Below are 26,992 nucleotides of genomic sequence, written 5' to 3'. Positions count from 1 at the left end.
CGGCGCGACGGGCCACGGCCGCCGCGCACTGCCAATATCTCAGGCCGCCTTGGCGACTTCGACAAAAGCGTTTCGAATGCTTTCAGCCACGGCAAGAACAGGGCGGGACGCCTTGTCACCCATGATCAGGCGGATATCGAAACAGCCGAGTTCCGGCAGGCCTTCCTTGTCGCCCAGAATGACCATGTCGTTCTGCACATAGGATCGCGGCAGCGGCGCGATGGCGAGATCGGCGGCAATCGCCGCGCGCTGCGCCATGGTATGGCCGCTGAGATAGGCCACGCGGAAATTGCGGCCGCGCTTTTCCAGCGAATGGATCGCTTCCGAGCGCCAGATGCAGCCCTCTTCCCAGATGGAAATCGGCAACGGATCGCGCAGATAGGCGGTGCCGCATTTTGCGCCCGCCCAGACCAGACGCTCGCGCATCAGCACCTCGCCCGTATCCCGAAGGGGATGGGAGGCACAGTTGACGAGGGCGAGATCGAGCCTTTGCTCATCCATGCGCTTATAAAGATTGGAGCTGGAATCGATGGTGACGTCGATCATGATGCCGGGGAAAGCCTCGGCAAAACGCTTGAGAATGCCCGGCAGCAGGCCACGCTCGCCAATATCCTCCGGTGCACCGAGCCGGACGACGCCGGAAAGCTCGGGCATGACGAAACGCGACACGGCCTCGTTGGACAGCGCGATCATGCGCCGCGCATAGGTCAGAAGCGTCTCCCCATGCGCCGTCAATGTCACCGAACGGGCATCGCGCAGGAAAAGCGTCGTTTTCAGCTGCTCTTCAAGCTTCTTGATCTGCATGGAAACGGCGGACGGCGTTCTGAACACCACTTCTGCGGCGGTGGAGAAATTTCCCGTTTCCGCGATGGCGACGAAGGTTCTCAATATGTCGTTATCCAGCAACGGCAGCGGTTGGCGGAAAGTCACGGTCATGGCACGCACCTTCAAATATTTTGATTTATAGATGGATATCATTTCGTTTGATTGAATGTCAACAAGCGTGCACCATCCGGGACATCGATTGACGGGGCGGATTTAGCCTCGTCGGCAAGCGCATACCGAAGTCGCAAACAGGATCGTGGTTCAGGAAAGGATCAAGACATGACCATGATACATTATCTCCCCGTGGCGAACCGTTCCTCGCACCGTCCGTCATCCAGCGGCTGGCTTCATCGCCTGTCCGACCATGTTGCCGCCCGTTACGCCGCATGGCGTCGCGAAAAAATGCTTCGCGCACTGGAAGCATTGCCGTCTGAAACATTGAAGGATATCGGATGGCCGACGACGGACAAAAGCCGCATAAACGTCATCCGCAGATGACATTCAACCGGTGGCTCGCAACGTTTCTGGACGTGCGAGCCATCCCTGCCCGCCCTTCGAATGGAAGGACAAGGGCGCAAAATAGCCTGCCTGTTTTACATGCGACACACCGCCTTTTTTAAAGGCTTGTCGCAAAATTTGCATATTTCAAAAGCGATTTTTTGACAGCCCCGATTCCACGGCGTATTTTTCGTTAAAGATGTCGTAAACAGGACATCCAGAAGACCAATTCCAAGGGAGGAATTGCGTATTCGCAACGGAGCACGGGCAAATGAGCAGAAATTCCCAGAAGAAACGCTCAATCGTCTTTTTTCTCATTCCGCAATTTACCATGCTGCCATTCGCCGCAGCGGTTGAAACGCTTCGCATCGCCAACCGAATGTTGGGCTATCAGGCCTATGAGTGGCGCCTCTCCTCGCTCGATGGCCAGAAGGTCATGTCGTCAAGCGGCATCTGTCTTGAGCCCGATACCTGTCTTGCCGATGAGCGGCGCTACGTCAGCGGCGAAAACCGCCCGGAAATGGCGATCATCTGTTCGGGCATCGATGTGGATCAACACATCAACAAATCCGTCAATGCCTGGCTGCGCGAAGCCTATAATCGCGGCATCGCCATCGGCAGCCTCTGTACCGCCGCCCATATTCTCGCGCAGGCGGGCCTTTTGAACGGCAAGCGCTGCGCGATCCACTGGGAAAACCTGCCCGGTTTTTCCGAGGCCTTCCCGCAGGTGGAAGTCTATGCCGATCTCTTCGAAGTCGACAGCAACATCTATACCTGCGCCGGCGGCACGGCCTCGCTCGACATGATGCTGAGCCTGATCGGCCAGGATTTCGGCGAAAACCTCGTCAACCGCGTCTGCGAACAGCAATTGACCGACCGGGTCCGCAGCCCCAATGACCGCCAGCGCCTGCCGCTGCGCGCCCGCCTCGGCGTGCAGAACAGCAAGGTCCTTTCGATCATCGAATTGATGGAAGGCAATCTCGCCGAACCGCTGTCGCTGCTCGATATCGCCGACGCCGCCGATCTGTCGCGCCGGCAGGTGGAGCGTCTCTTCCGCCAGGAAATGGGCCGCTCGCCCGCCCGCTATTATCTCGAAATCCGCCTCGACCGCGCCCGCCACCTGCTGGTGCAATCGGCCATGCCGGTGGTCGAAGTCGCCGTCGCCTGCGGTTTCGTCTCCGCCTCGCATTTTTCCAAGTGTTATCGCGAAATCTACAATCGCACGCCGCAGCAGGAGCGCGCCGAACGCAAACTCCTTATCAGCGCATCGCGAATGGCGATGGCGAGCCAGGCAGGCAAGGCTGCGCATTGAATGCGGGCTGAATGCCGCAAACGCGACGGACTTGCTTCAGGGATAAACCTCTCCTTCGTCATGCCGGACTAGATCCGGCATCCAGCCACGGCGCGTCTGCGCCGTAAGAAGAGTCTCCTGCGATCAAGGACTTGATCGCGCTGGACCCCGGATCCAGTCCGGGGTGACGAAGTGCGGATGATGGAACTGTGATAAGATCGCAGGTTAAGCGAACGGCCAGCAAAGACCCGGTTCGCAAGACTGCCCCAGCACAATCAGACCAAGTCACCCAAACGGCCGAATCGCATGGGCAAGGTCCTCCGCCGTCATGCCGTCGCCTGCCCGGTGGCCCGCCTCGCCATGCAGCCAGACCCCGGCCGCGGCCGCTTCGAAGGCGGGTGCTCCCTGCGCCAGCAGCGCGCCGATGATACCGGCCAGCACATCGCCTGACCCAGCCGTCGCAAGGCTCGCGGGAGCATTGGTGTTGACCAGCGCCCGGCCATCCGGCGCGGCAATCACCGTATCCGCGCCCTTGTAGACCAGCACGGCGCCGCTGCGCGCCGAGGCGACCTGCGCCTTCTCGATCTTGCTCAGCATCCTGTCGGCGGCAAGATCGGGAAACAGTCGTGCAAACTCGCCCTCATGCGGCGTCAGCACGAATTTGCCCGTGCCTGACGTGACATGCGCAAACAGGGCCTCCTTATGATCCCTGAAAGCCGTGATCGCATCGGCATCCAGCACCACAGCCCTGTCTCCAAGCAGGGACACGAATTGCCGCGCCTTTTCGAGGTCGCCGAAACCCGGGCCGAGAACGAAAGTGCCATGACGCCCATCGTCCAGCCACGACCGTAGATCGTCGGTATCGTCCACCGCTGCGTTCATCACCGCCGTCAGCGTGACGGAGAGCACGTCGAGCGCTTGCCTCGGCGCAGCGATGGTGACGATCCCCGCCCCCGCCTTCAGTGCCGAAAGCGCGGTCATGCGGCTTGCGCCCGTCGCATGGGCCGGGCCGGAAAAGACGGTCAGATGCCCGCGACGGAATTTATGGGTTTCCATATCGGCATGAGGCAAGGCATCCCGCCAGATCAGCGGGCTATTTTCCGCCACCGATCCCGCATGGGCATCAAGGATGCGGGACGGAATGCCGATATCGAACACCTCGAGCGTTCCACAAAGCTCCCGCCCCGGCATCAGTAGATGACCCGGCTTGCGCGCCATGAAGGTCACCGTCCGCTCGGCCCTGAACGATGCGCCGAGAGGCACGCCCCGCCTGCCGCAGAGGCCCGAGGGCAGGTCGACGGCGAGAACCGGCACCTTCGCCCGCGTGACCGCCTCGATCACCCGGATAAGCTCCCGCGGAACATCGCGGGACAATCCGGCCCCGAACACTGCATCGATCACCACGTCGCCGGCAAGAGGCGAATAGCCGTCAAGCGGCAGCGGCGTCACGCCACTCCGCTCGAACGCCGTGCGCGCATCGCCGCTGAGCGCGCCGACATCGCCGAGACGATGAACCGCGACGACCGCCCCGCTCTGCAAAAGCGCCCGCGCCGCCACATAACCATCGCCGCCATTGTTGCCGCCGCCGCAGAGCACGACGAAACGCTGCGCCTGCGGATAGTGACGCAGCACCGAGGCGGCAACCGCCTGCCCCGCCCGCTCCATCAGGTCATAAAGAGGAATGCCGGATTGCCCGGCCGCCGCATCGATGCGGGCCATGACAACAGGGTCGATCAGGAAGAGGCGCGGAAGGGATTTCATGTCCCGATCATCCCTTCAAAACGCCGGAAAGGCAATCGATACAAAAATAAGCAAATAGCCATGCCTAAATAATAGACAAATGCATAAAATATAAACAAACAGCCATTCCTCCGTTCGCACCTTTCCAAATATTCAAAAAAACTAAAATAATACAAATTCACAGAAATGCTGATGGATTTTTCGGGTTTCCGCGAGAAATTGGCTGGAAAAGCGCAAAAAGCGAATGCATTTTGTGTCGGAAAGCCGGGGGATCGAAGTTTTTTCTTCAAGCCCGCTTCCGATCTGGCACAATACGTGCATTCTTGTGGCAGAGCGGGAGTTACCTGCTTTAACGGGAGAAGCGGAGAGATATTTTCTCATGAAAAAGATCGAAGCGATCATTAAGCCTTTCAAGCTCGATGAAGTGAAGGAAGCCCTTCAGGAAGTCGGACTTCAGGGAATCACGGTCACGGAAGCAAAAGGCTTTGGTCGTCAGAAGGGCCACACGGAACTCTACCGCGGAGCAGAGTACGTCGTGGACTTTTTGCCGAAAGTGAAAGTCGAAGTCGTATTGGCGGATGAGAATGCGGAAGCCGTCATCGAGGCGATCCGCAATGCGGCGCAGACAGGACGTATCGGCGACGGAAAGATTTTCGTTTCCAATGTCGAGGAAGTCATCCGCATCCGTACCGGTGAAACAGGCGTGGACGCCATATAATCAAGAACGTCCCGAGCCGGGGAGGCTTGGGTTTTCACCTCGTCATCATCACACTCAAGGAAAACGTTTAAATGACGACCGCAAACGATATCTTGAAGCAGATCAAGGATAACGACATCAAGTTCGTGGACCTGCGCTTTACCGATCCCAAGGGCAAGCTGCAGCACGTCACCATGGATGTTGTCTGTGTGGACGAAGACATGTTCGCCGATGGCGTCATGTTCGACGGCTCCTCGATCGCCGGCTGGAAGGCCATCAACGAGTCCGACATGGTGCTGATGCCCGATCCGGCCACCGCCCACATCGACCCGTTCTTCGCCCAGTCCACCTTGGTCGTCCTTTGCGACATCCTCGACCCGGTTTCGGGCGAAGCCTATAACCGCGACCCGCGCGGCACCGCCAAGAAGGCCGAAGCCTACCTCAAGGCGTCGGGTATCGGCGACACCGTTTTCGTTGGCCCGGAGCCGGAATTCTTCGTCTTCGACGACGTGAAGTACAAGGCCGATCCCTATAACACCGGCTTCAAGCTGGATTCGTCCGAACTGCCGTCCAACGACGACACGGATTACGAGACCGGCAACCTCGGCCACCGCCCGCGCGTCAAGGGCGGTTATTTCCCGGTTCCGCCGATCGACAGCCTGCAGGACATGCGCTCCGAAATGCTGACGGTTCTGGCCGAAATGGGCGTGGTCGTCGAAAAGCACCACCACGAAGTGGCCGCCGCACAGCACGAGCTGGGTGTGAAGTTCGACACGCTGGTATCCAGCGCCGACAAGATGCAAATCTACAAGTACGTCGTGCACCAGGTCGCCAATGCCTATGGCAAGACGGCAACCTTCATGCCGAAGCCGATCTTCGGCGATAACGGCTCGGGCATGCACGTTCACCAGTCGATCTGGAAGGGCGGCAAGCCGACGTTTGCGGGCGACGAATATGCCGGCCTCTCCGAGACCTGCCTCTATTACATCGGCGGCATCATCAAGCACGCCAAGGCCATCAACGCCTTCACCAACCCCACCACCAACTCCTACAAGCGTCTGGTGCCGGGTTATGAAGCGCCGGTTCTGCTCGCCTACTCCGCGCGCAACCGTTCCGCATCGTGCCGTATTCCCTTCGGCTCCAACCCGAAGGCAAAGCGCGTCGAAGTCCGCTTCCCGGACCCGACCCAGAACCCCTATCTCGGTTTTGCGGCCATGCTGATGGCCGGCCTCGACGGCATCAAGAACAAGATCCACCCCGGCAAGCCGATGGACAAGGACCTTTACGACCTTCCCGCCAAGGAACTGAAAAAGATCCCGACCGTCTGCGGCTCGCTGCGCGAAGCGCTGGAAAGCCTCGACAAGGATCGCAAGTTCCTGACCGCCGGCGGCGTGTTCGACGACGACCAGATCGACTCGTTCATCGAGCTGAAGATGCAGGAAGTCATGCGTTTCGAAATGACCCCGCATCCGGTCGAATTCGACATGTACTACTCGGCCTGATCGGCCTTTGGAGCGCTCCCATCGGGGCGCTCCATCCATTCCGGCGGTTTTCCCTGGAAAGCCGCCGTTTTCTTTTGAAGCCCAGCCATCATTGCGAAGAATGTCGAACAAGCCAGCCTCTCAGCAAACCCGCCTTTCGGACTGGCTCATCTTTCTGGCGGTGCCGTTCTTTTTCTCCAGCAATGTCATTTTCGGCCGTGGCGTCGTCGGCGAAGTCTCGCCTTTCATCGCCGCCTTCATCCGCTGGATCGGCTCGACCCTCATCATCGCCCCCTTCATGATCGCCGACTGGCGCAACTGCCTTGCCTTCGTGCGGCGGAAAACGCTGCTCTGGCTCATCCTCGGCATTCTCGGCATGGGCATCTGCGGCGGCGTGGTCTATTGGGGGCTGACCATGACGACGGCCGCCAACGGCACGCTGATCTACACCACGTCCTCGCTGTTCATCATCCTGTTCCAGCGCGTCTTCCAGGGCCGCCCGATCCGGAAACTCGAAGTGGCGGGCATGGTCATCGCCTTTGCCGGCGTGGCGGCCATCGTGCTCAAGGGCGATATGTCCGCCCTCTGGCACCTGAATTTCAACATTGGCGATTTCGCGATCCTGACGGCGGCCATCGCCTTTGCGGTCTATTCGCTGCTGCTTCGCGATCCCGCCGCACGGCAGATGGCCTCTTTCAGCCTTTTCGGCCTGATCGCCTTTTCCGGCGCACTCGTGCTTCTGCCGCCGGCGGCGCTGGAACTGGCGCAGGGCGGCATGTTGCCCGCCACGCCAATGGCCTGGGCCAAGATCGGCGGCATCATCCTGTTCGCCTCACTATTGGCCTTTTATTGCTTCACCCATACGGTGCGCGTCTTCGGGCCCGCCACCGCTGGCATCACGCTTTACATGATGCCGCCGGTCTCGATCCTCATGGCCACGCTGTTCCTGGGGGAGACTTTCGAGACCTATCACGCCATCGGCATCGTGCTGGTCACCGGCGGCGTCATCATCGCCACCGCACCCATCGGCAGAAGGCGCTGAACGCGGACGGCAGACCGGCGCCCAAACCGCTAGGTCTTGATATTTCGCATTCCGATACCAACTAGTATTGGGAAAGGAAGTACATGCCATGAAACAAAGAAACGCAAAATTCACGCTTGGCGAAATCGTCCGCCACAAGGTGTTTCCGTTCCGCGGTGTGGTGATCGACGTGGACCCGGAATATGCCAATACCGAGGAATGGTGGAACGCCATCCCTGCGGAAATCAGGCCGGATCGCGACCAGCCCTTCTATCATCTTCTGGCTGAAAACGAGGAGACGGAATATGTCGCCTATGTTTCCGAACAGAACCTCGTCCACGACGAAAACGAGACGCCGCTTAGAAATCCCAATATCGGCCGCATCTTCGACAAGGCGCCGAACGGCGAATGGCGCCCGAAAATATCGACGGCGCATTGACGCCCGCCAACTTTCTCCCCTCCCTCCCAGGGGCATAAAAAAACCGGTCTGTCGCCAGACCGGTTTTCCTGTTTTTGGAGCTTAAGCTGCGATCAGGGCTTCGGCGCGCCCTTGGCAGCGTCCTGTGCGGCTTCCAGCTTCTTGCGAGCCTCTTCAGCCTTCTTCTGCATGCCTTCCTGCAGGCTGCGCTGGCTTTCGGCAAGCTGCGACTGGGTGATCGCCGGGCCGTCATAGGCGCCGGTGAAGCCGGAGAGCGCGATCTTGATGGGGTTCGGCGCGCGGCGGAAGTTGATGGACGTGAAGACCACCTCGCTACCCTTCTTCAGGGAAGCAATCATGGCGTCCGTCAGCGGCACTTCGGCCGTGCACTTATCGGGAAGGCAAACGGCGTAATCGAGCTTCTGGCCCTTGCCGCCGTCGATCTGCATCATCACGCCCGGAGGAACGAGACGCGCGGTCGGAACGGAGACCTGCAGCAGCTTGCGGTTGACCTTGCCTTCAACGGTGATGAGGCCGACGGCGGTGATCATCTGGCCGTTCTGGGCAAGGACCACGTTCTGCACGACGCAGACATCGTTGTCTTCCTGCTTGGAGCAGGTCTTGAACCAGCCGAGCGGCGGAGCGCCAGCGCCCTGAGCGGCGGGCGCGGCATCCTGCGCCTGCGAGATGGCCGGAGCGGACATTGCGCCGAGAGAAAGGACCAGAGCGGACAGAGCCGTCCGGGTGAATGTGTTTGCCTTGTGCATCATAAGAGTTCCGTCTCCTGAATGTCTGCCAGAACAGAACCGCAAGATCCTGTTCGCCGATGGCGGTATCCTTCTGCCCGTTCAACTGTCGTTTAAATGAGGCAAATGCGTGACCCGTCTCTTCCGGTCCCCCTGTTACATGCCGATCGCGGCGATATCCAGCACTTCTTTAACTTTTTCTTGAGCTGACCCAAGATTTCCCGCCGTTGCATGGGTCATGCAATGTCCGTGTGCTACATATCTGCCAGAATCATGACGATAAACCGGTCAGGTCCACATATCGGACTGACCGTTGAGACAGGATAGTGACATGCGCAACCTTGCGGCCCTCATCCCCGCATTGTTCCTTCTGGGATCATCCCTGCTTCCCGCCGGAACCGCCCTGGCACAGCCGCTTCACGGCATTTCCATGCATGGCACGCCCGCCCTGCCGGCAGATTTCCGCCACCTCCCTTACGTCAATCCGGACGTGAAGAAAGGCGGCCGCATCTCCTATGGCGTCGTCGGCACCTTCGACAGCCTCAATCCCTTCGTTCTCAAGGGAATGCGCACCACCGCACGCGGCGTCTGGGACCCGGAATTCGGCAATCTTCTTTACGAACCGCTGATGCTGCGCTCCAGCGACGAGCCTTTCAGCCTTTACGGCCTGCTGGCCGAAACCGCGGAGTGGGATGAGGAGCGCAGCTTCGTCCAGTTCAACCTCAACCCGAAGGCAAAATGGTCCGACGGCGAGCCGGTGACCGCAGATGACGTGATCTTCACCTTCAACCTCCTGAAGGAAAAAGGCCGCCCGCCCTTCAACACCCGTCTGGACGGCGTGGCGAAGCTGGAAAAAATCGGCGATCGCAGCGTGCGTTTCACCTTCAATGACAAGGCGAACCGCGAAACGCCGCTCATTCTCGCCTCCTCCACCCCGATCCTGCCGAAACATGCGATCGATCCGGAAAAATTCGAGCAGGCGGGCCTCGGCCCGGTCGTCGGCTCGGGTCCATACCGAATCAAAACCCTGCGGCCGGGCGAACGAATCATCTGGGAGCGGAACCCGAACTATTGGGGCAAGGATATTCCCGGCAAGGTCGGCTTCGACAATTACGACGAGATCAGCGTCACTTATTTCCTTCAGGTCACCACCATGTTCGAGGCCTTCAAGAAGGGCGATATCGACATTTACCCTGAAGGCGACGCCATCAACGGCACTTCCGATACCTCCCACTGGGGACAGGCTTACAATTTCCCGGCCGTCCATCGCGGCGATATCGTCAAGGACGTCTTCCAGCCGCGCCTGCCCACCGGCATGTTCGGCCTCGTTTTCAACACCCGCCGCGCCGTCTTCGCCGACGAAAAAGTGCGCGAAGGCCTGTCCTATGCGCTCGATTTCGAATGGATGAACAAGAACATCCTCGGCGGCTCCTTCAAGCGCACGCAGAGTTACTGGCAGAACTCCCCGCTCGGCGCCTATGGCAATGCCGCCGACGAGCGCGAGCTTGCCCTGCTTGGCGACGCGGCGAAAACCATGCCGCCGGAACTGCTGGCGGGAACCTATGCCATGCCGACCACCGACAGCACCGGCGCGGACCGCAAAGTTCTGAAAATGGCCGTCGACAAGCTGAAAGAGGCTGGCTACAGCATCAAGAACGGCAGGATGTCCGACGCCAACGGTCGTCAGCTTGCCTTCGAGATCATGACGCAGAACCCGGCGCAGGAGCGCATCGCGCTTGCCTATCAGCGTTCGCTCAACCTGATCGGCGTCGCCATGGGCATCCGCTCTGTCGATGACGGGCAATATCAGGCCCGCTCGAACAGCTTCGACTATGATATGATCATCCGCTCCCTGCCCTCCTCGCTCTCACCGGGGATGGAACAGCTCAACCGCTGGAGTTCGCTCTCGCGGGATGCGCAGGGCAGCTTCAACTATGCGGGTGCTGCAAATCCCGATATAGACCGCATGATCGAGGCCCTGCTGCAGGCAAGGTCGACGGAGGATTTTCAGGCGGCGGTGCGCGGTTACGACCGCCTTCTCGTTGCCGGCCACTATGTCATTCCGCTCTATTATATCGGCGCGCAATGGGTGGCCCGCTGGAAATATATCGACCGCCCGGATATGACGCCGATATCCGGCAATCAGAAACAGACCTGGTGGGATGCGCGGGCGCAATAAACCGCACCGCACCCATCCCCGGCAGAGAAAAGGGAAGATAAAGCCATGGAACGCATCGTTGTCGACGTCGTATCGGATATGGTCTGCCCGTGGTGTTATCTCGGCAAGGCAAGGCTCGATCTCGCCATTGCCGAGGTGCAGGACGAAATCAGCGTTGACGTGAACTGGCGTCCTTACCGCCTCAACCCGGATTATCCGCCTGAAGGCGTCGACCAGAAAGCCGCTCTCGAGGAAAAGCTCGGCAAGGAACGCCTGGAACAGGCGCATGCCACGCTGATACAGCTCGGCAGGGAAGTCGGCATCAATTACGATTTCGATGCGATCAAGATCGGCCCGAACACGCTCGACGCCCATCGGCTGTCGCTCTGGGCGCATTCCGAAGGCCGCGACGTTCAGGAAAAGGTCGTCACCGCCCTGTTCAAGGCCAATTTCGAGGAAGGGCGCAACATCGGCGATCACGCAGTGCTGACCGATGTGGCCGAAAAATCCGGCATGAACGCCAAGGTCGTAGCCCGGCTTCTGGCCTCGGACGCCGACAAGGATACGGTCATCGCCGAAATTGATGCGGCGCAGCAAATGGGCGTCGCCGGGGTGCCCTTCTTCATCATCGATCAGAAATACGCCATAAGCGGTGCACAAACGCCGGATGTATTGATTGCTGCACTGCGGGATATTGCAAAAATCAAGGCGGACGAGCATAGATCGATGAACTGACGGTCAAACCACCGGCGGTTTTCATCAACTCGATTTTTCGCCGGTGTTTCCGTGTCCGACCAGACCCTGAAAGGCATTCTGCTCGCCTTTGCCGCCTTCGCTGCCTACGCCTGGAGCGATGCAAGCGTTAAACTCATAGAAGGCCAGATTTCGCCGATCGAATCGGCCTTCTTCGGCGCCCTTTTTGGCTTTGCCGCCCTGCCCTTCATCCGCAAACGCAACGACCGCTGGGTGGATATCGTCAGAACGACGAACCGCCCTTTGTGGATCATCCGCTTTTTTGCCGCCGGCACCGGCGCAGTCGGCAGCGTGACCGCTTTCACCCATCTTTCCATGGCGGAAGCCTTCGCACTGATCTTCCTGCTCCCCTCGTTCGTCACCATCATGTCGGTGGTGTTCCTGAAGGAACAGGTGGGCATCAAGCGCTGGTCAGCCGTCATCATCGGTTTCCTCGGCGTGCTGGTCATCCTGCGGCCGGGCTTCCGCGAACTGGACATCGGCCATCTCGGCGCCATCATTGGCGGCTTCAGCGGTGCGCTCAGCATCGTCATCTTCCGCGCCATGGGCCCGTCGGAAAAGAACGTCTCGCTTTATGGTGCCGGTGTACTCGGCTGTCTCACCATAAGCGGCATCGCCATGGTGCCGACTTTCGTCATGCCAGCCGGCGAGCAATGGCTGCTGCTGGCGGGATATGGTCTGCTCAGCGCTCTTGGCAACGTACTGGTCATGTATGCCGCCCAATATGCGCCCGCCGCCATGATCGGCCCAACGCAATATAGCCAGATACTCTGGGCCATCCTGTTCGGTTACCTGATTTTCGGCGACCGTATCGACGGATGGATGCTGGTCGGCATCGCCCTCATCGTCGGCTCCGGCCTGCTGACGCTGATCCGCGAGAAGCAGAGAAAGGTGCCGCTGCCCGCTTCGATCGCCGCCACCGACCAGAACGTGGCCGTCGGCATCACGCCGGAAAACCCCTCATAAGGTTGCCCCTCATAAGCTTGAAACACGAGACCTGGCGGCTTGCACCATAAATATGGCGCGTTCCGCCACTGCGATGGCACGATCCACGACTTATGTTGGCCCTATCCAAGAGCAAAAGGTGCCGACATGAACATACGAACCCAACCGACCGCCCTCGTTACCGGCGCGTCATCCGGCATGGGCAAAAGCATCGCCAAACGCCTGATCGCCGATGGCTATCTCGTCTATGTCGCCGCGCGCAGCCTCGACAGGATGGCGGATCTGGAAAAGCTGGGCGCGGTTGCGCTGCGCATGGACATCTCAAGCGACGAAGACATCGTCGCCACCGTTGCCGCGATTACCGCACGATCCGGTGGCGTCGACGTGCTCGTGAACAATGCCGGCTATGGGCTCTACGGCCCCGTCGAGGAGGTTCCGCTCGACGAGGCGCGCTACCAGTTCGAGGTCAACGTTTTCGGCACCGCCCGTCTGACACAGCTCCTTATGCCGGCCATGCGCGCAAGGGGCAAAGGCACGATCATCAACATCACCTCGATGGGCGGTAAGATCTACACCGTTCTGGGTGCCTGGTATCATGCGACCAAACACGCGCTGGAAGGCTGGTCGGACAGTCTGCGGCTGGAAGCTGAGCCATTTGGCATCCGCGTCGTGGTGATCGAACCGGGCCTGATCGAGACCGGTTTCGGCGCGGCCGCAGCGCAGGGTCTCCTCGAACGCTCGGCAAACGGCCCTTATGCGAAGATGGCGCAGAGCGTTGCGGCTTCCATGGAGCGAAGCTACGGTAAGGGTATGGGCACCGATCCCGAGGTCATTGCCAACGTGGTGAGCAAGGCGGTCAGGTCCGCCCGCCCGAAGACACGTTATGCGGCCGGCAAATACGCCCGGCTGATGATCGGCGTGCGCAAATGGTTCGGCGACCGGGCCTTCGACAGGCTGATCAGAAGCCAGATGTAGAAAGAAGGCTGGAGGTCGGATCATGAGCAGGGATTTGAGTGACAGGTGCAGGCTGCCTCAGGCTTTCTGGCGGGCGTCAGAACGTATGGGGCTGCCCGCCCCAGCCCTGCTGCGGCAGGCGAAGCTTCCCGCAACGCTGCACATCGCCCCGGACGCATGGTTGACCACGGCGCAATATTTCGACCTGTGGCGGGCGGTCGAGGACCTGTCGCAGGATCCAGCCATCGGCCTCCGGATGACGGTCGAGACAGACACGGCGATGCATCCACCCGCCACCATGTCAGCCTTCTTCGCCCGCGACTATCGCGACGGGCTGCACCGGCTGGCCCGCTTCAAGCGGCTATGCACCCCGGAAGAGCTTTCGGTAACGGAAAGCGGCGGCGAAGCCCGGATCGCCGTAAGATGGTTACATACTGGCGAGGCCGAGCCGGATGCTGCGGCCGATGTCACTTTCGCCGCCCTTCTCGAACTGGGGCGGCGGGGCACCGGCAGACATGTCACCCCGGTTCGGGTGGAGATGATTCGCCGTGAACCTGTTTCCGACGTCCATCGGAGCTATTTCAACGCACCCATCTGCACCGGCTGTCCGCAGAATGCCATGGTGCTGAAACGCGACGATCTCGATCTTCCATTCGCCGGGCATAATCCTGAACTGCTGGCTATACTGGAGCCCGCGCTTGCAACCTCCATTGGAGAGATCGAGGCGCAATCCTCGCTGCCGGAGCAGGTCAAGATTCTGATCAAACGCCGCATCGCAAGCGGCAAGCCGGAGATTTCCGAGGTGGCGCGCGAACTCGGCATGAGCGAAAGAACCCTACAGCGTCGTATCACCGAACAGGGATCGAACTATCGAGCGCTCATTGAGCAGGCGCGGCAGGAACTCGGCCGCGACCTGCTTTCAGACAAACGCAATGGAATTGAAGAGATAGCCTTCCTGCTGGGTTTCCAGGACACCGGCTCGTTCTATCGGGCGTTTCGAACCTGGGAAGGCGTGACGCCAGCCCAATGGCGAGGGATGCACTGACATTGAACAGAGCGCCGCCAGCAGCTACCGGCCAAAGGCCGGAAGCTGCGTTTCGCTTTCCGCGTCGCGGATCATTGCGCCTGTTGCATTTCATGACCTAGTCGCAAACCCTGACCCGATACATGTCGCCCCAGCCATTCTGTCGCCAGACGACGTGGCAGCGCGGATAGGCCGGCTGATAGATCACCGGCGGGCCATAAACGGGCGGGCCGTAAAAAGGCTCTCCATAATAGGGGCCGCCATAGGAGTGCCGCGCCCCGGCGATGATGGCGCCGCCGATAATCGCTCCGGCGATACCTGCAGCAATGCCGCCGCCGCCATGCCCATGTCCAAAGTGGTTGCGTGCTTCCGCCTGATCGGTGGTGGCAATTGTGGTGCCCGCAATTGTCAAAGCAACCAGACCTGCGGAGACGAACCTGTTCATCCTGGTCCACATTGTCTTGCTCCTTCGTCTTCCCACTCGCGCGTTATATTGGGCGCAGTGCAGGAGATGGGAACAAGACTACGCCCGTCGAGGCTACCGGCGCATGTCCGTTTCGTTACATACCGGTAATGTTTGCAGAGCCTTGGGTGTTGGCTTTGCGGAGGTTGCCGATCCATAGCGGACCGATGCGCGTGGGGCTTACCCCCCCTCTGCCCTGCCGGGCATCTCCCCCTCAAGGGGGGAGATCGATCTGCGGCGATGTCTCGTCCATCTTGAAGCTTGAGAATGAAGCGACAAAAGGGCCTCTTGCCGATCTCCCCCCTTGAGGGGGAGATGCCCGGCAGGGCAGAGGGGGGTAAGCCCCACGCGCATCGGTCCGCTCTGGATCGGCAACCTCTCGAAAGCTTTAGGAACGCGCCAGCTCCGCAAGCTGTGTCATGACCATCGCCGCCCCTGCCAGCCGCTTCTCCGACGTCGGCAGGTCACGGGTCAGGAACAGGCTGTGATCGGGGCGGATTTTCGCCATCGTGCCCTGCTTGCCGATATAGGCGACAAGCGCTGCAGGGTTGGGGAATTCCTTGTTGCGGAACTGCACAACCACCCCCTTAGGCCCGGCATCCACCTTCTCGACATTGGCGGTGCGGCAGAGCGACTTGATGTAGACGATCTTGAGGAGGTGCTGCACCTCTTTCGGCAACGGGCCGAAACGGTCGATCATTTCCGCACCGAAACCATCGATCTCGCTTATATCCGCAAGCTCGCCGAGACGACGGTAAAGGCCCATGCGCAGATGCAGATCCGGAACATAGTCCTCCGGGATCATGACAGAGGTGCCGACCGAGATTTGCGGCGACCAGCCGCTATCCTGCACCTGCTCGTCGCCCTTCACCTCGGCAACCGCCTCTTCCAGCATCTGCTGGTAAAGCTCGAAGCCGACTTCCTTGATATGGCCGGACTGTTCCTCGCCAAGCAGATTGCCCGCGCCGCGAATATCGAGATCGTGGCTCGCCAGCTGGAAGCCGGCGCCCAGCGTATCGAGCGATTGCAGCACCTTCAGCCGCCGCTCGGCCATCGTCGTCAGCACCTTGTTGACCGGCAAAGTGAAGAGCGCGAAAGCGCGCACCTTGGAACGGCCAACACGGCCGCGCAGCTGGTAAAGCTGGGCCAGACCGAACATGTCGGCACGATGCACGATCAGCGTATTGGCGGTCGGCACGTCAAGGCCGGATTCAACGATGGTGGTCGACAGCAGCACATCATATTTGCCGTCGTAGAAGGCGTTCATGATGTCTTCCAGTTCGCCGGCCGGCATCTGCCCATGCGCCACCGCCACCTTCAGTTCCGGCACGTCCGATTGCAGGAACGCGTGAATGTCAGCAAGATCGGCAAGACGGGGGCAGACGTAAAAACTCTGGCCGCCGCGATAATGTTCGCGCATCAGCGTTTCGCGGATCACCAGCGGATCGAAGGGCGAAATGAAGGTACGAACCGCCATGCGATCGACAGGCGGCGTGGTGATGAGCGACAACTCGCGAACCCCGGTCATGGCCAGCTGCAGCGTGCGCGGAATGGGCGTCGCCGAGAGCGTCAGCACATGCACGTCGCTCTTCAATTCCTTCAGCCGCTCCTTGTGCTTCACACCGAAATGCTGCTCTTCGTCGATGATGAGCAGGCCGAGATTGGCGAAGCTGATGCCCGCGCCGAGCAGCGCATGGGTGCCGACGACGATATCCGTCTTGCCATCAGCCACTTCCTTTTTCGTCAGCGTCAATTCCTTGGAGCCCACGAGGCGCGACGCCTGCTGCACCCGGATCGGCAACCCACGGAAACGTTCAGAGAAGGTGCGGAAATGCTGGCGGGAAAGCAGCGTGGTCGGCACCACCACCGCCACCTGCACGCCGTTCATGGCGGCGAGGAACGCGGCGCGCAGCGCCACTTCGGTCTTGCCGAAACCGACATCGCCGCAGATCAGGCGATCCATCGGCCGGCCGGCACCGAGATCCTCGCGCACCGCCTCGATGGCGTTCAGCTGGTCCTCGGTCTCATCATAGGGGAAACGGGCGGCAAATTCGTCGTAAAGCCCGTCCGGCGCAACCAAGGCCGGCGCGTGGCGCACCAGGCGCGCAGCCGCAATGCGAATAAGCTCGTCGGCCATGTCCAGCAGGCGTTTCTTGAGCTTGGCCTTGCGCATCTGCCATGCGCCGCCGCCCAGCTTGTCCAGCTGCGCTTCCGCCGCATCGAGCCGTAACGGGACAGAAGATCGATATTTTCAACCGGCAGGAACAGCTTGGCGTCATCGGCATAATGCAGTTCCAGACAAGCGCGCGGCGCACCCGCCGCCTCGATGGTCCGCAGGCCGACGAAACGGCCGATGCCATGTTCGGCATGGACGACCAGCGAGCCCTCATCCAGCCCCGCCACTTCCGAGATGAAATCCGCGCCGCGCTTGCGGCGCTTGGAGCGGCGCACCATGCGGTCGCCGAGAATATCCTGCTCGCCGATAACGGCCAGCGTCCCGGTTTCGAACCCCGCCTCAAGGCTGAGAACCGCCGAGGCCGCCTCACCCTTGCCGAGCTTCTCCACCTCTTTCAGCGAGGTGACCGGCTTGATCTTCTCAAGCCCGTGTTCGTTCAGCACCTGCAACAGCCGGTCAAGCGAACCTTCCGACCAGCCGGTTATCAGCACCTTCCAGCCCTTGGCGCGGCGCTCGGCAATGTGTTTCACCGCCAGATCGAAAACATTGACCCGCTCTTCGCTCTCGCCTTCGGTTGGCGGACGCGCCCAGCGCGGCCCGACATGGGCGTCGAGCGTCGCGACCGGGCGACCTTCGCTGTCCTGTTCGTTGAAAGGGGTCAGACGCACGGCGTTAACGGCGGCGAGCGCGGCATCGAAGCTCTTGCCATCGAGATAAAGCTGGCCGGGCGAAACCGGCTTGTAGGGCGCACCCTGCGTCGAGCCCTTGGTTTCGCCGGAACTGCGGCGCGCATCGTAATAATCGAGCACCAGCTTGGAGCGCTCTTTCGCCGCCTCCCGCGCCGTGTGATCGGTGACGATGCGGAAATCCTTCAGATAGTCGAAAGCGGTCTCCAACTGCTCGTAAAACAGCGGCAGCCAGTGCTCCATGCCGGCATAACGGCGGCCTTCGGAGACGGCCTGATAAAGCGCATCGTCGCGGGTCGCCGCGCCGAACAGCGACAGGTAATTCTTGCGGAAACGGCTGATCGTATCCGGCGTCAGCGTCACTTCGCTCATCGGGTTCAAATCGAGCGAGCGCGCCTGGCCGATGGTGCGCTGGCTGGCCGGATCGAAGGTGCGGATGCTTTCCAGCGTATCGCCGAAGAAATCGAGCCGCACCGGCTCTTCCGTGCCCGGCACGAACACATCGAGAATACCGCCGCGCACGGCGAATTCACCCACTTCGCGCACCGTCGCCACCCGGTCGAAACCGTTGCGTTCCAGCCGCGCGGCAATCTCCTCCATGCGGATCTGGTTGCCGGGCTTCGCCGAAAAGCCGAGGCTTTCGATAATGTCGCGCGGCGCCATCTTCTGCAGCATGGCGTTGACGGTGACCAGCACGATGGCCGGATGCGGTTTCTTCGCATGGGCGATCAGACCGGAGAGCGCAGCCAGCCGGCGCGCCGAGGTGTCGGCGCTCGGTGACACGCGGTCATAGGGCAGGCAGTCCCAGGCGGGCAGCGTCATCACCGGAATGTCAGGCGCGACGAAACCGAGGATCTGCTCGAGATCGGCGACCCGCTGGCCATCCGACATCACATAGGCGACCGACGTGCCGGCCCGCGCCATATCGGCAAGCAAAAGGGCTTCCATGCCGGAAGGCACGTTTCCGATGGTCAGCGGCGTATCGGCCGACGACACCAGCTTTGCATCGAATCCGGCTATCATATTTTCAGGCTTTCAGGGTTTCGGCGGTGACGAGATCGAAATCGGGACGGTAGGAGGCGATCTTCTCAAACAGCGGGGTCTGGAATTTTTCCGGTATGGCAAGGGCGCCCGTCACCATCTTGACGAGGTCGTTATCCTCTTCCGCCATGATGATCTCAAGCTCGTCGAGCTGATCATCGGAAAGCCCGGCAATATTGTCTTCCGCGAATTGCCCGAGCACCAGATCCATCTCGCGAATGCCCCGATGCCAGCAGCGGTAAAGAATCCGCCGGCGTCTCGGATCGAGGTCGGCACTCGTGCGCACCAGTCCAGTCATCGCATTCACCTTTCGGTTGGCTATTCAACAGGATGTTGACTGCGACCTCCTATAGAACAGGAGGCGAACGCTTGGGAACCGGTTTTTATCGAAATAATGCCACGGCGGTGAAAATCTGCCGGTGATAACCCGTCTTTGTGGCCAGCGAAGTCTTGCATAAGCCGCCCCCTTCCCCGATTTTGCTGACCCATGCGCCCGGCCATTCTCGATCCGCTGTTTGCCTCCGTCTCCACCCTTGCCGGTGTGGGCCCGAAACTTGCCGATCTTCTGGCCAAGCTCCTGAGCCGGGAAAGCGCTGACGACACCCGCGTGATCGATCTTCTGTTCCACGCGCCATCCAACGTCATCGACCGCCGCAACCGCCCCGGCATTGCGCTGGCCAGCCCCGGCGCCATTGTCACCATTCAGGGACGCGTCGACCGCCACCAGCCGCCACCGCCGGGAAACCGCAACGCGCCTTATCGCGTCTTCCTGCATGACGAGACCGGTGAACTGGCGCTGACCTTCTTCCGCGCCAAGGGCGACTGGCTGTCCAAGGCCCTGCCAGTGGACGAAGAGGTTCTCGTCAGCGGCAAGGTGGACTGGTTCAACGGCCGCGCTTCCATGGTGCATCCGGATTTCATGGTGAAGCTTTCCGAGGCGGAAAACCTGCCTTTGGTGGAAGCGGTCTATCCCATGACCGCCGGTCTATCGCCCAAGGTGCTGCGGCGGGCAATCGAAGGCGGGTTGTCGAAGCTGCCGGTCTTTCCGGAATGGATCGATGAGACGCTCAAGACCCGGCAGGGTTTCGGCGATGTTGCCTCGAGCTTCCGCGAATTGCACGACCCGCGCGACAGCGCCGATATCGAGCCGCAGGCCCCGGCGCGCAGACGGCTCGCCTATGACGAATTCCTCGCCGGGCAGCTCTCACTGGCGCTGGTGCGCCAGCGGCTGCGCAAGGTGGCGGGCCAGCCGATCCGCGCCAAGGGTGACGTCGTCGCAAAAATCCTGTCGCAGCTGCCCTTCTCGCTGACGGCAAGCCAGAGCGCTGCGGTCAAGGATATCCTGACAGATATGGCCGGCGAAGACCGCATGTTGCGGCTGCTGCAGGGCGATGTCGGCGCGGGCAAGACGCTGGTGGCGCTGATGGCCATGGCAACGGCAGTGGAGGCCGGCGGACAGGCGGTGCTGATGGCCCCGACCGAAATCCTCGCCCGCCAGCATTACGCCACCATATCCAAACTCGCTCAGGCAGCGGGCATCACCGTCGAAGTGCTGACCGGCCGCACCAAGGGCAAGGAGCGCCGCGAGATCGAGGAACGCGTCGCTTCCGGCGAAGCGCAGATCGTCATCGGCACCCATGCGCTGTTTCAGGACAGCGTGAGTTACAGGAACCTCGTGCTGGCAGTGGTGGACGAGCAGCATCGCTTCGGCGTTCACCAACGCCTGCGCCTCACCGCAAAGGGCATCACGCCGCATATGCTGGTCATGACCGCCACGCCCATTCCACGCACATTGGTTCTGGCCGCCTTCGGTGACATGGATGTCTCCAAGCTCACCGAAAAGCCGGCCGGCCGCAAACCCATCCAGACGGTGACGATCCCCACCGAACGGATCGGCGATATTGTCGAGCGACTTCGTGCGGCACTGAAGGAGGGCAAGAAGGCCTACTGGATCTGCCCGCTGGTGGAGGAAACGGAAGAATCCGACCTGATGTCGGCGGAGGAGCGGCACGCGGTTCTCTCGCAGATGCTCGGCGCCAATATCGGCCTCATCCACGGCCGCATGAGCGGCCCGGAGAAGGATGCCGCCATGCTGGCCTTCAAGAATGGCGAAACCCGACTGCTAGTAGCGACGACGGTGGTGGAAGTGGGCGTCGATGTGCCGGATGCAACCATCATGGTCATCGAACATGCCGAACGTTTCGGCCTCGCCCAGCTTCACCAGCTGCGCGGCCGTGTGGGCCGCGGCGACGAGGCCTCCACCTGCATCCTGCTCTATAAAGGCCCACTCAGCGAAAACGGCCGTGCCCGGCTCTCCATCCTGCGTGACAGCGAGGACGGCTTCCTAATCGCCGAGGAGGATTTGAAGCTGCGCGGCGAAGGCGAGCTGCTCGGCACCCGGCAATCGGGCACGCCAGGCTTCCGCATCGCCAGCCTCGAGGCCCATGCCGACCTTCTGGAAATCGCCCGCAAGGACGCGGCTTACGTCATCGAACGTGACCCCGAACTGACAGGCCCGCGCGGCAATGCGCTGCGCACCCTGCTCTACCTGCACCGCCGCGACGAAGCGATCCGCTTCCTGCACGCCGGCTGAAAGTGAACGCCCATGAACATGATCGACCCGCGCCGCCCACCACCCGCCTTCCGCAAAGGTTATGCGCTGTGTTCGCCTCAGAATATCCTGCAACCGGAGACGTTCGCGAAAAGCGAAAAAAAGGCCATCGGCAAGGCGTTCAAGAAGCCCGGACGCAAGAAGGCCTGGAGCCAAGCGCTGGAAGAAGGCTGGAGCGTGCGGCTGGTCTATATGCGGCTTTTCGTTCCCGTTTTCCACGCGACCAATACGGGCACGGACGTGGATGATCTGGATGACGAGGATTGATATGGTCCATTGAATGGACTAATATAATGCTAACTTTAACGCCCGAGGTTAGCCGTGCAGATATCCGTGACGGATGCAAAAAGTCAGCTTACCGAACTGGTGCGCCGCGCCGAAGCCGGTGATGAGGTCATTCTCACCCGTCATGGCCACGCAGCCGTACGGCTGGTTCCGGTCACCGCCGTGGCGGATAAAACATCCCGCAGGGCCGCGCTCGCAAAAGTGCGCGCGACTGTCGCCAACAAAGCCGATGATGGCCCGGATGCCGCGCATAGTCAGGATTTTCTCTATGACGAGCACGGCCTTCCGAAATGATCGTTATCGATACGTCGGCTCTGATGGCGATCCTGCTTGATGAACCCAAAGCGGATGCCTGCGCTGCAGCTCTCGAAACGGATGAGCCTCTGCTCATTTCCGCCGGTACGCTTGCGGAAACCATGATCGTGGCGCAGCGGCGCGACCGCAGCCGGGAATTAGAGATGCTGATCGAAGGTCTGAGCGCCGAAATCAGACCCGTCACCCCCAAATCGGCGCATGGCGTTTCCGAAGCTTACCGCATCTGGGGCAAGGGCATTCATCCCGCCGGACTGAATTTCGGCGACTGTTTTGCCTACGAGCTGGCGAAAACCGAGGGTTGCCCCTTGCTTTATGTCGGCAACGACTTTTCGCAGACGGACATCCTCGGCGTTATCTAGCTCAAACCGGCGCGATCATTTTCGGCGGCGTGAAATCCGGGGCCACCAGACCGCCGGATATCAGCAGTTTCGCCGCATCTTCCGGCGTCATGTCCAGCATCACGATCTTGTCTTTCGGCACGAACAGCAGGAAGCCGGCTGTCGGCACCGGTGTCGGCGGCAGGAAGACGGCGACCATCTGCTGGCCCATTTCATTGAAACGATGGGCAAGCTCGCCCTTGGCCTCGGAGGCAACGAAAACCATCGCCCAGGTGCCGGATGACGGAAACTCGATCAGGCCGACCTTCTTGAAGGAGTTCGAATGCTCTTTCAGGACGGATTCGAACAGCTGCTTAATGCTCTTGTAGATCGGCCGCACCAGCGGCATGCGGTTGAGGATGGATTCGCCGACGCCGAAAATCCATTTGCCGATGAGGTTATTGCCGAGAAAGCCGATGAGCGTGATGCCGATAACGGCGATCAGCAGGCCGAAACCGGGAATAGCCACATCGAAATATTGCTCGGGATCGTAACGGGCCGGAATATAGGGCTTCACCCAGCTATCGGCCCATTGCAGGAAGCTCCACACCAGCCACATGGTGATGGTGACGGGCGCGAGGATCAGAACGCCCGTGAGGAAACTATTGCGCAGCCGGGCTGCGAATGAAATTTTGACTGGAATATCGGTCATTTACCGTTCGGAATTAAGCGTTGTCGCCATCGAAACCCGGATGAAAACCGACAATGCCGGATGGAGTTCCACCATGCAAGCGAAGAACTGTGAAATATTCGTCAGGAATCCCTTGCGCATTCACCCCTTCGACATGGCGAAAACCGAAGCGGCCATAGTAGTCCGGATCGCCCGCGACAACCGCACCGGAAGCATTCAGACGCTCCAGAACGGCAAGCCCGTCCTGCACCAGCTTTGAACCGACGCCCTGCCCCTGCCGTTCCGGTGTCACGGAAAGCGGCGCGAGGCAGAACCAGCCGGTCTCGCCGCTGGTAAGCGTCACCGGCGAAAAACCGACATGGCCGATAATGCCTTCGCTATCCTCGGCAACCAGTGAAACGGTGAGCGCGCCCGCCCTGCGCAACCGCTCGACGATCAGATGTTCCGTCTTGTCGCTATAATCGACGTTACGGAAAGCATCTTCCGTAACGCGAGCGATCGCCTCTTCATCGCCCTGACGCTCCGGCCGGATGATCATTCCACCGTTACCGATTTCGCCAGATTGCGCGGCTGGTCCACATCCGTGCCCATGAACACGGCGGTGTGATAGGCGAGCAGCTGGATCGGCAGCGAGAAGACCATCGGCGCGATCAGCTCGTCGACATTGGGCAGCGTGATCGTCGCCATAGTGTCGAGCTTGGAAGCGGCGGCCCCCTTCTCATCGGTGATGAAGATGATGCGGCCGCCGCGCGCGGCGACCTCCTGCATGTTCGAAACGGTCTTTTCAAAGAAACGATCATGCGGCGCGATGACGATGACCGGCATGTTCTCGTCGATCAGCGCGATAGGCCCATGCTTCAGCTCACCCGCAGCATAACCTTCGGCGTGGATATAGGAGATTTCCTTGAGCTTCAGCGCGCCTTCCAGCGCCAGCGGGAAGCTGGTGCCGCGGCCGAGATAAAGCACGTCCTTGAAACGCGACAGATCGCGAGAAAGCGCTTCGATCTGCGGCTGGATGCTGTTGAGAACCTTGCTCATGATGCGCGGCATCTCGGTGAGATGGCGAACCAGTTCGGTTTCCTGCTGGGGCGTGACCGTACCGCGTGCTTTTCCGGCGGCAACGGCAAGCGAAGCGAGCACGGCAAGCTGGCAGGTGAAGGCCTTGGTGGAGGCGACGCCGATTTCCGGACCGGCAAGGATCGGGAAGATCGCATCGGATTCGCGCGCCATGGTGGATTCACGCGTGTTGACCACCGCGCCGATCTTCAGCCCTTCCTGCTGGCAATAACGCAGGGCCGCCAGCGTATCGGCGGTTTCGCCGGATTGCGAAATGAACAGTGCAGCCTGCGTGGGAACGAGCGGGATTTCGCGGTAACGGAATTCCGAGGCGACATCGATTTCCACCGGCAGACGCGCATAACGCTCGAACCAGTATTTGCCGATCAGGCCGGACAGATAGGCTGTGCCGCAGGCGGAAATGGCAAGACCGGAAAGCTTGGCGAAATCGATGGCCGTGTCGGCCTGCTTCACGGTCTTGGAAGCGAAATCCACATAGTGGCTGAGCGCATGGGAAATGACTTCCGGCTGCTCGTAGATTTCCTTTTCCATGAAGTGGCGATGGTTGCCCTTGTCGACCACATAGGCCGTCGCCTGCGAGATTTGACGCTCGCGCTTCACCGGTTTGCCGGAGAAATCGATGATTTCCGCACCCTGACGGGTCACGATGGCGCAGTCGCCATCCACCAGATAGGTGATCTCGTTGGTGAAGGGCGACAGCGCGATGGCGTCGGACCCGAGGAACATTTCGCCCCGACCGTAACCGACGGCAAGCGGCGGGCCGGAACGCGCCGAAAGCAGCGTGCCGGGATCGTCCTTGAACATCACCACCAGAGCATAGGCGCCCGTCACGCGATTCAGCATCTTCAGCATCGCCTCGCGATGGCCGAGACCCTCGCGGGTATATTTCGCCAGAAGCTGCGCCACCACTTCGGTATCGGTCTGGGTGGTGAAGCTCGCGCCCTCGGCGGTCAGTTCTTCACGTAGTTCGGCGAAGTTTTCGATGATGCCATTATGGACGACGGCGACGCCGTCGACGAAATGCGGATGGGCATTGGTTTCGTTCGGAACACCATGGGTCGCCCAGCGGGTGTGTGCGATGCCGACCACACCCGGCAGCGGCTCTTCCGAAAGTCTCTTCTCCAGGTTGAAGAGCTTTCCTTCCGCCCGACGACGGTCCATCGCGCCATTGTCGATGGTGGCGACACCAGCCGAATCGTAACCGCGATATTCGAGACGCTTCAGCGCATCGACAAGCCGTTCAGCAACGGGCTGGGTTCCGACAATTCCGACAATTCCGCACATATATTTCTCCAGACGGCGATCTCTTCGCCGAAACTACTAACCGTTCCCGAACAATCCGCAATTATGGCGCCGGTCACTTTCGGTATCGTTTGGTAACGTCCGTCAGGACGACTTTTTCTTCGCTTCCTTCAGCGCCTTCGCCCGCTCGCGCACAACGGTCGCGCGGCCCGGCTTCATCTCTTGCCGCGCGCGCCCGAACGCTAGCGCATCATCAGGCACGTCATCGGTAATCACGCTGCCGGAGGCGATATAGGCCCCCTCTCCAATGGTGACAGGAGCGACCAGCGACGAGTTCGAACCGATGAAGCTGTTGGCACCGATCCGCGTTTCAGCCTTGTTGTAGCCGTCGTAATTGCAGGTGATGGTGCCAGCGCCGATATTGCTGCCCGCGCCGATGAATGCATCGCCGATATAGGTTAGATGGTTGACCTTGGCGCCCTCGCCGATCTCCGCCTTCTTGACCTCGCAGAAATTGCCCACCTTGGCATTGGCGTGCAGGTTCGCGCCCGGACGCAGCCGCGCATAGGGACCGACGGCCGCACCTTCGGCGACATGCGCCCCTTCCAGATGCGAAAACGCATGGATGACCGCGCCCTGCTCAATGGTGACGCCGGGACCGATGACGACATTCGGTTCGATCAAAACGTCCTGGCCGATCTTCGTGTCATAGGAGAGAAAGACGGTTTCCGGCGCAATCATCGAAACGCCGTCCACCATCAGTTCGTGGCGGCGGCGCTCCTGCCAGAGCTTCTCGATAAAGGCCAGTTCGGCGCGGTTGTTGCAGCCGACCAGTTCCGTTTCGGGCGCATCGATGGCGACGGCGCGGCGGCCGAGGGAACGGGCGATCTCGACCACATCGGTCAGATAATATTCGCCCTTCACATTGCTGTTGCCGATCCGGTCGAGCAGGTCCAGCGCGTTACGGCCGTTGATGGCCATCAATCCGCTATTGCACCAGGTAACCTTACGCTCCGCATCGGTCGCGTCCTTCTCCTCGCGGATAGCGACAAGTTCGCCATCCTTGACCAGAAGCCGGCCGTAACCGGTCGGGCGGTCGGTATGGAAACCGATGACGGCGACATCGGCGCCGGCGGCAATCGCCTCACGCGCCCGGTCGAGCGTTGCAGACGTGATGAGCGGTACATCGCCATAGGCAACGATGAGATCGTCGAAACCGCGTTCGATGGCTGCGCGTGCGGCAAGAACCGCATGGCCGGTGCCCTTGCGTTCCGTCTGCAGGAAAGCTTCGACCTGAAGACCCTTCATGCTTGCGGCAGCAGCGACATTGTCGGCATCGCGCCCGACCACCAGCGCCACCGTGCCGACGCCAGATCCAGCCACCGCCTCAACCACATGGCTGATCATCGGACGCCCGGCGACCGGATGCAGCACCTTGGATTTCGACGATTTCATGCGCGTGCTGTCGCCCGCTGCGAGAATAACGGCTAGAGAGCTGCGCTCCATAAGACCTCCAACACCCAGTCACCGGCCGCAG

Annotated in this window: 24 protein-coding genes and 1 pseudogene; 15 read left to right on the top strand and 10 right to left on the bottom strand. The window is 60.6% G+C overall.

Translation table 11 applies throughout. From position 1 onward, the window contains the following. Positions 1-39 precede the first annotated feature (39 nt). Positions 40-978: a LysR family transcriptional regulator gene (locus tag L904_RS25015; RefSeq protein WP_020810641.1), complete on the bottom strand. Its 939-nt coding sequence runs from the start codon at positions 976-978 to the stop codon at positions 40-42. A gap of 126 nt (positions 979-1,104) precedes the next feature. Here L904_RS25015 and L904_RS25010 point away from each other — a divergent pair, with 126 nt between their 5' ends. Together L904_RS25010 and L904_RS28645 are read left to right on the top strand one after the other, a co-directional pair. Continuing rightward, positions 1,105-1,323: a hypothetical protein gene (locus tag L904_RS25010; protein WP_020810640.1), complete on the top strand. Its 219-nt coding sequence runs from the start codon at positions 1,105-1,107 to the stop codon at positions 1,321-1,323. Positions 1,324-1,594: 271 nt separating this feature from the next. Next, a complete protein-coding gene (locus L904_RS28645) occupies positions 1,595-2,635 on the top strand; it encodes a GlxA family transcriptional regulator (protein ID WP_020810639.1) in 1,041 nt (346 codons plus the stop codon). A gap of 264 nt (positions 2,636-2,899) precedes the next feature. On the opposite strand, the gene L904_RS25000 is transcribed toward L904_RS28645, so the two are convergent. Then, positions 2,900-4,375: an NAD(P)H-hydrate dehydratase gene (locus L904_RS25000; RefSeq protein ID WP_020810638.1), complete on the bottom strand. Its 1,476-nt coding sequence runs from the start codon at positions 4,373-4,375 to the stop codon at positions 2,900-2,902. Between the two features lie 358 nt (positions 4,376-4,733). Here L904_RS25000 and L904_RS24995 point away from each other — a divergent pair, with 358 nt between their 5' ends. From L904_RS24995 to hspQ, 4 genes are all read left to right on the top strand, one after another. After that, positions 4,734-5,072, top strand: coding sequence for a P-II family nitrogen regulator (locus tag L904_RS24995; RefSeq protein WP_003515720.1), 339 nt, complete (start codon positions 4,734-4,736; stop codon positions 5,070-5,072). A 71-nt stretch (positions 5,073-5,143) separates the two neighbouring features. Further along, entirely contained in the window at positions 5,144-6,553 is a 1,410-nt protein-coding gene (gene glnA / locus L904_RS24990; protein WP_003523416.1) for a type I glutamate--ammonia ligase, read from the top strand. A 100-nt stretch (positions 6,554-6,653) separates the two neighbouring features. After that, entirely contained in the window at positions 6,654-7,574 is a 921-nt protein-coding gene (locus tag L904_RS24985) for a DMT family transporter (protein ID WP_020809183.1), read from the top strand. A gap of 88 nt (positions 7,575-7,662) precedes the next feature. After that, on the top strand, positions 7,663-7,992 hold the full coding sequence (gene hspQ, locus L904_RS24980) for a heat shock protein HspQ (RefSeq protein WP_020809184.1): 330 nt from the start codon (positions 7,663-7,665) through the stop codon (positions 7,990-7,992). Positions 7,993-8,084: 92 nt separating this feature from the next. Here the strand turns inward: hspQ and L904_RS24975 are convergent, their stop codons facing one another. Then, complete coding sequence (locus L904_RS24975) at positions 8,085-8,741, bottom strand: invasion associated locus B family protein (RefSeq protein WP_003523420.1); 657 nt, start codon at positions 8,739-8,741, stop codon at positions 8,085-8,087. Positions 8,742-9,048: 307 nt separating this feature from the next. Between L904_RS24975 and L904_RS24970 the strand changes: the two genes are divergently transcribed. The 5 genes from L904_RS24970 to L904_RS24950 all read left to right on the top strand — a co-directional run bounded on the left by L904_RS24970 (position 9,049) and on the right by L904_RS24950 (position 14,572). After that, complete coding sequence (locus L904_RS24970) at positions 9,049-10,896, top strand: extracellular solute-binding protein (RefSeq protein ID WP_020809185.1); 1,848 nt, start codon at positions 9,049-9,051, stop codon at positions 10,894-10,896. Positions 10,897-10,941: 45 nt separating this feature from the next. After that, positions 10,942-11,610, top strand: a complete 669-nt coding sequence (locus L904_RS24965) for a DsbA family oxidoreductase (protein WP_020809186.1) — start codon at positions 10,942-10,944, stop codon at positions 11,608-11,610. 51 nt (positions 11,611-11,661) lie between these two features. After that, positions 11,662-12,594: a DMT family transporter gene (locus tag L904_RS24960; protein ID WP_020809187.1), complete on the top strand. Its 933-nt coding sequence runs from the start codon at positions 11,662-11,664 to the stop codon at positions 12,592-12,594. Positions 12,595-12,720: 126 nt separating this feature from the next. Further along, on the top strand, positions 12,721-13,548 hold the full coding sequence (locus L904_RS24955; RefSeq protein ID WP_020809188.1) for an oxidoreductase: 828 nt from the start codon (positions 12,721-12,723) through the stop codon (positions 13,546-13,548). A gap of 85 nt (positions 13,549-13,633) precedes the next feature. After that, positions 13,634-14,572 (top strand): AraC family transcriptional regulator, encoded by a 939-nt coding sequence (locus tag L904_RS24950; RefSeq protein ID WP_020809189.1) that lies wholly within the window; start codon positions 13,634-13,636, stop codon positions 14,570-14,572. Between the two features lie 97 nt (positions 14,573-14,669). Here L904_RS24950 and L904_RS24945 read toward each other — a convergent pair whose 3' ends face one another. From L904_RS24945 to L904_RS24935, 3 genes and pseudogenes are all read right to left on the bottom strand, one after another. Beyond that, complete coding sequence (locus L904_RS24945; protein WP_020809190.1) at positions 14,670-15,008, bottom strand: hypothetical protein; 339 nt, start codon at positions 15,006-15,008, stop codon at positions 14,670-14,672. A gap of 394 nt (positions 15,009-15,402) precedes the next feature. Then, positions 15,403-18,899 (bottom strand): annotated as a pseudogene (mfd, locus tag L904_RS24940) (transcription-repair coupling factor). Positions 18,900-18,903: 4 nt separating this feature from the next. Next, positions 18,904-19,215 (bottom strand): succinate dehydrogenase assembly factor 2, encoded by a 312-nt coding sequence (locus L904_RS24935; RefSeq protein ID WP_003508031.1) that lies wholly within the window; start codon positions 19,213-19,215, stop codon positions 18,904-18,906. Between the two features lie 189 nt (positions 19,216-19,404). On the opposite strand from L904_RS24935, the gene recG reads away from it, so the two are divergent. From recG to L904_RS24915, 4 genes are read left to right on the top strand one after another with little or no spacing between them, the layout of a single operon-like run. Beyond that, on the top strand, positions 19,405-21,510 hold the full coding sequence (gene recG, locus L904_RS24930; protein ID WP_020809192.1) for an ATP-dependent DNA helicase RecG: 2,106 nt from the start codon (positions 19,405-19,407) through the stop codon (positions 21,508-21,510). A 12-nt stretch (positions 21,511-21,522) separates the two neighbouring features. Continuing rightward, positions 21,523-21,795 (top strand): hypothetical protein, encoded by a 273-nt coding sequence (locus tag L904_RS24925; RefSeq protein WP_020809193.1) that lies wholly within the window; start codon positions 21,523-21,525, stop codon positions 21,793-21,795. A 54-nt stretch (positions 21,796-21,849) separates the two neighbouring features. Beyond that, positions 21,850-22,107 carry a type II toxin-antitoxin system Phd/YefM family antitoxin gene (locus tag L904_RS24920; RefSeq protein WP_020809194.1) on the top strand — a complete coding sequence of 86 codons (258 nt, stop codon included), beginning with the start codon at positions 21,850-21,852 and terminating at the stop codon, positions 22,105-22,107. Next, on the top strand, positions 22,104-22,487 hold the full coding sequence (locus L904_RS24915; RefSeq protein ID WP_020809195.1) for a type II toxin-antitoxin system VapC family toxin: 384 nt from the start codon (positions 22,104-22,106) through the stop codon (positions 22,485-22,487). Before L904_RS24920 ends, L904_RS24915 begins: the two co-directional genes overlap by 4 nt. 1 nt (position 22,488) lies before the next feature. Here L904_RS24915 and L904_RS24910 read toward each other — a convergent pair whose 3' ends face one another. The 4 genes from L904_RS24910 to glmU form a co-directional block, all read right to left on the bottom strand. Next, positions 22,489-23,157 (bottom strand): DUF502 domain-containing protein, encoded by a 669-nt coding sequence (locus L904_RS24910; RefSeq protein WP_020012801.1) that lies wholly within the window; start codon positions 23,155-23,157, stop codon positions 22,489-22,491. 13 nt (positions 23,158-23,170) lie between these two features. Next, positions 23,171-23,674 carry a GNAT family N-acetyltransferase gene (locus L904_RS24905; protein WP_035263563.1) on the bottom strand — a complete coding sequence of 168 codons (504 nt, stop codon included), beginning with the start codon at positions 23,672-23,674 and terminating at the stop codon, positions 23,171-23,173. Beyond that, on the bottom strand, positions 23,671-25,497 hold the full coding sequence (gene glmS, locus L904_RS24900) for a glutamine--fructose-6-phosphate transaminase (isomerizing) (protein ID WP_020810309.1): 1,827 nt from the start codon (positions 25,495-25,497) through the stop codon (positions 23,671-23,673). The genes L904_RS24905 and glmS overlap by 4 nt, the downstream gene beginning before the upstream one ends. A 102-nt stretch (positions 25,498-25,599) precedes the next feature. After that, on the bottom strand, positions 25,600-26,961 hold the full coding sequence (gene glmU / locus L904_RS24895) for a bifunctional UDP-N-acetylglucosamine diphosphorylase/glucosamine-1-phosphate N-acetyltransferase GlmU (RefSeq protein ID WP_020810308.1): 1,362 nt from the start codon (positions 26,959-26,961) through the stop codon (positions 25,600-25,602). Positions 26,962-26,992: the final 31 nt, after the last annotated feature.

This window comes from Agrobacterium sp. LY4 (assembly GCF_001526585.1).
In the GTDB taxonomy this organism is placed as follows: domain Bacteria; phylum Pseudomonadota; class Alphaproteobacteria; order Rhizobiales; family Rhizobiaceae; genus Agrobacterium; species Agrobacterium leguminum.
This window is presented reverse-complemented; position numbering and strand designations above follow the sequence as displayed.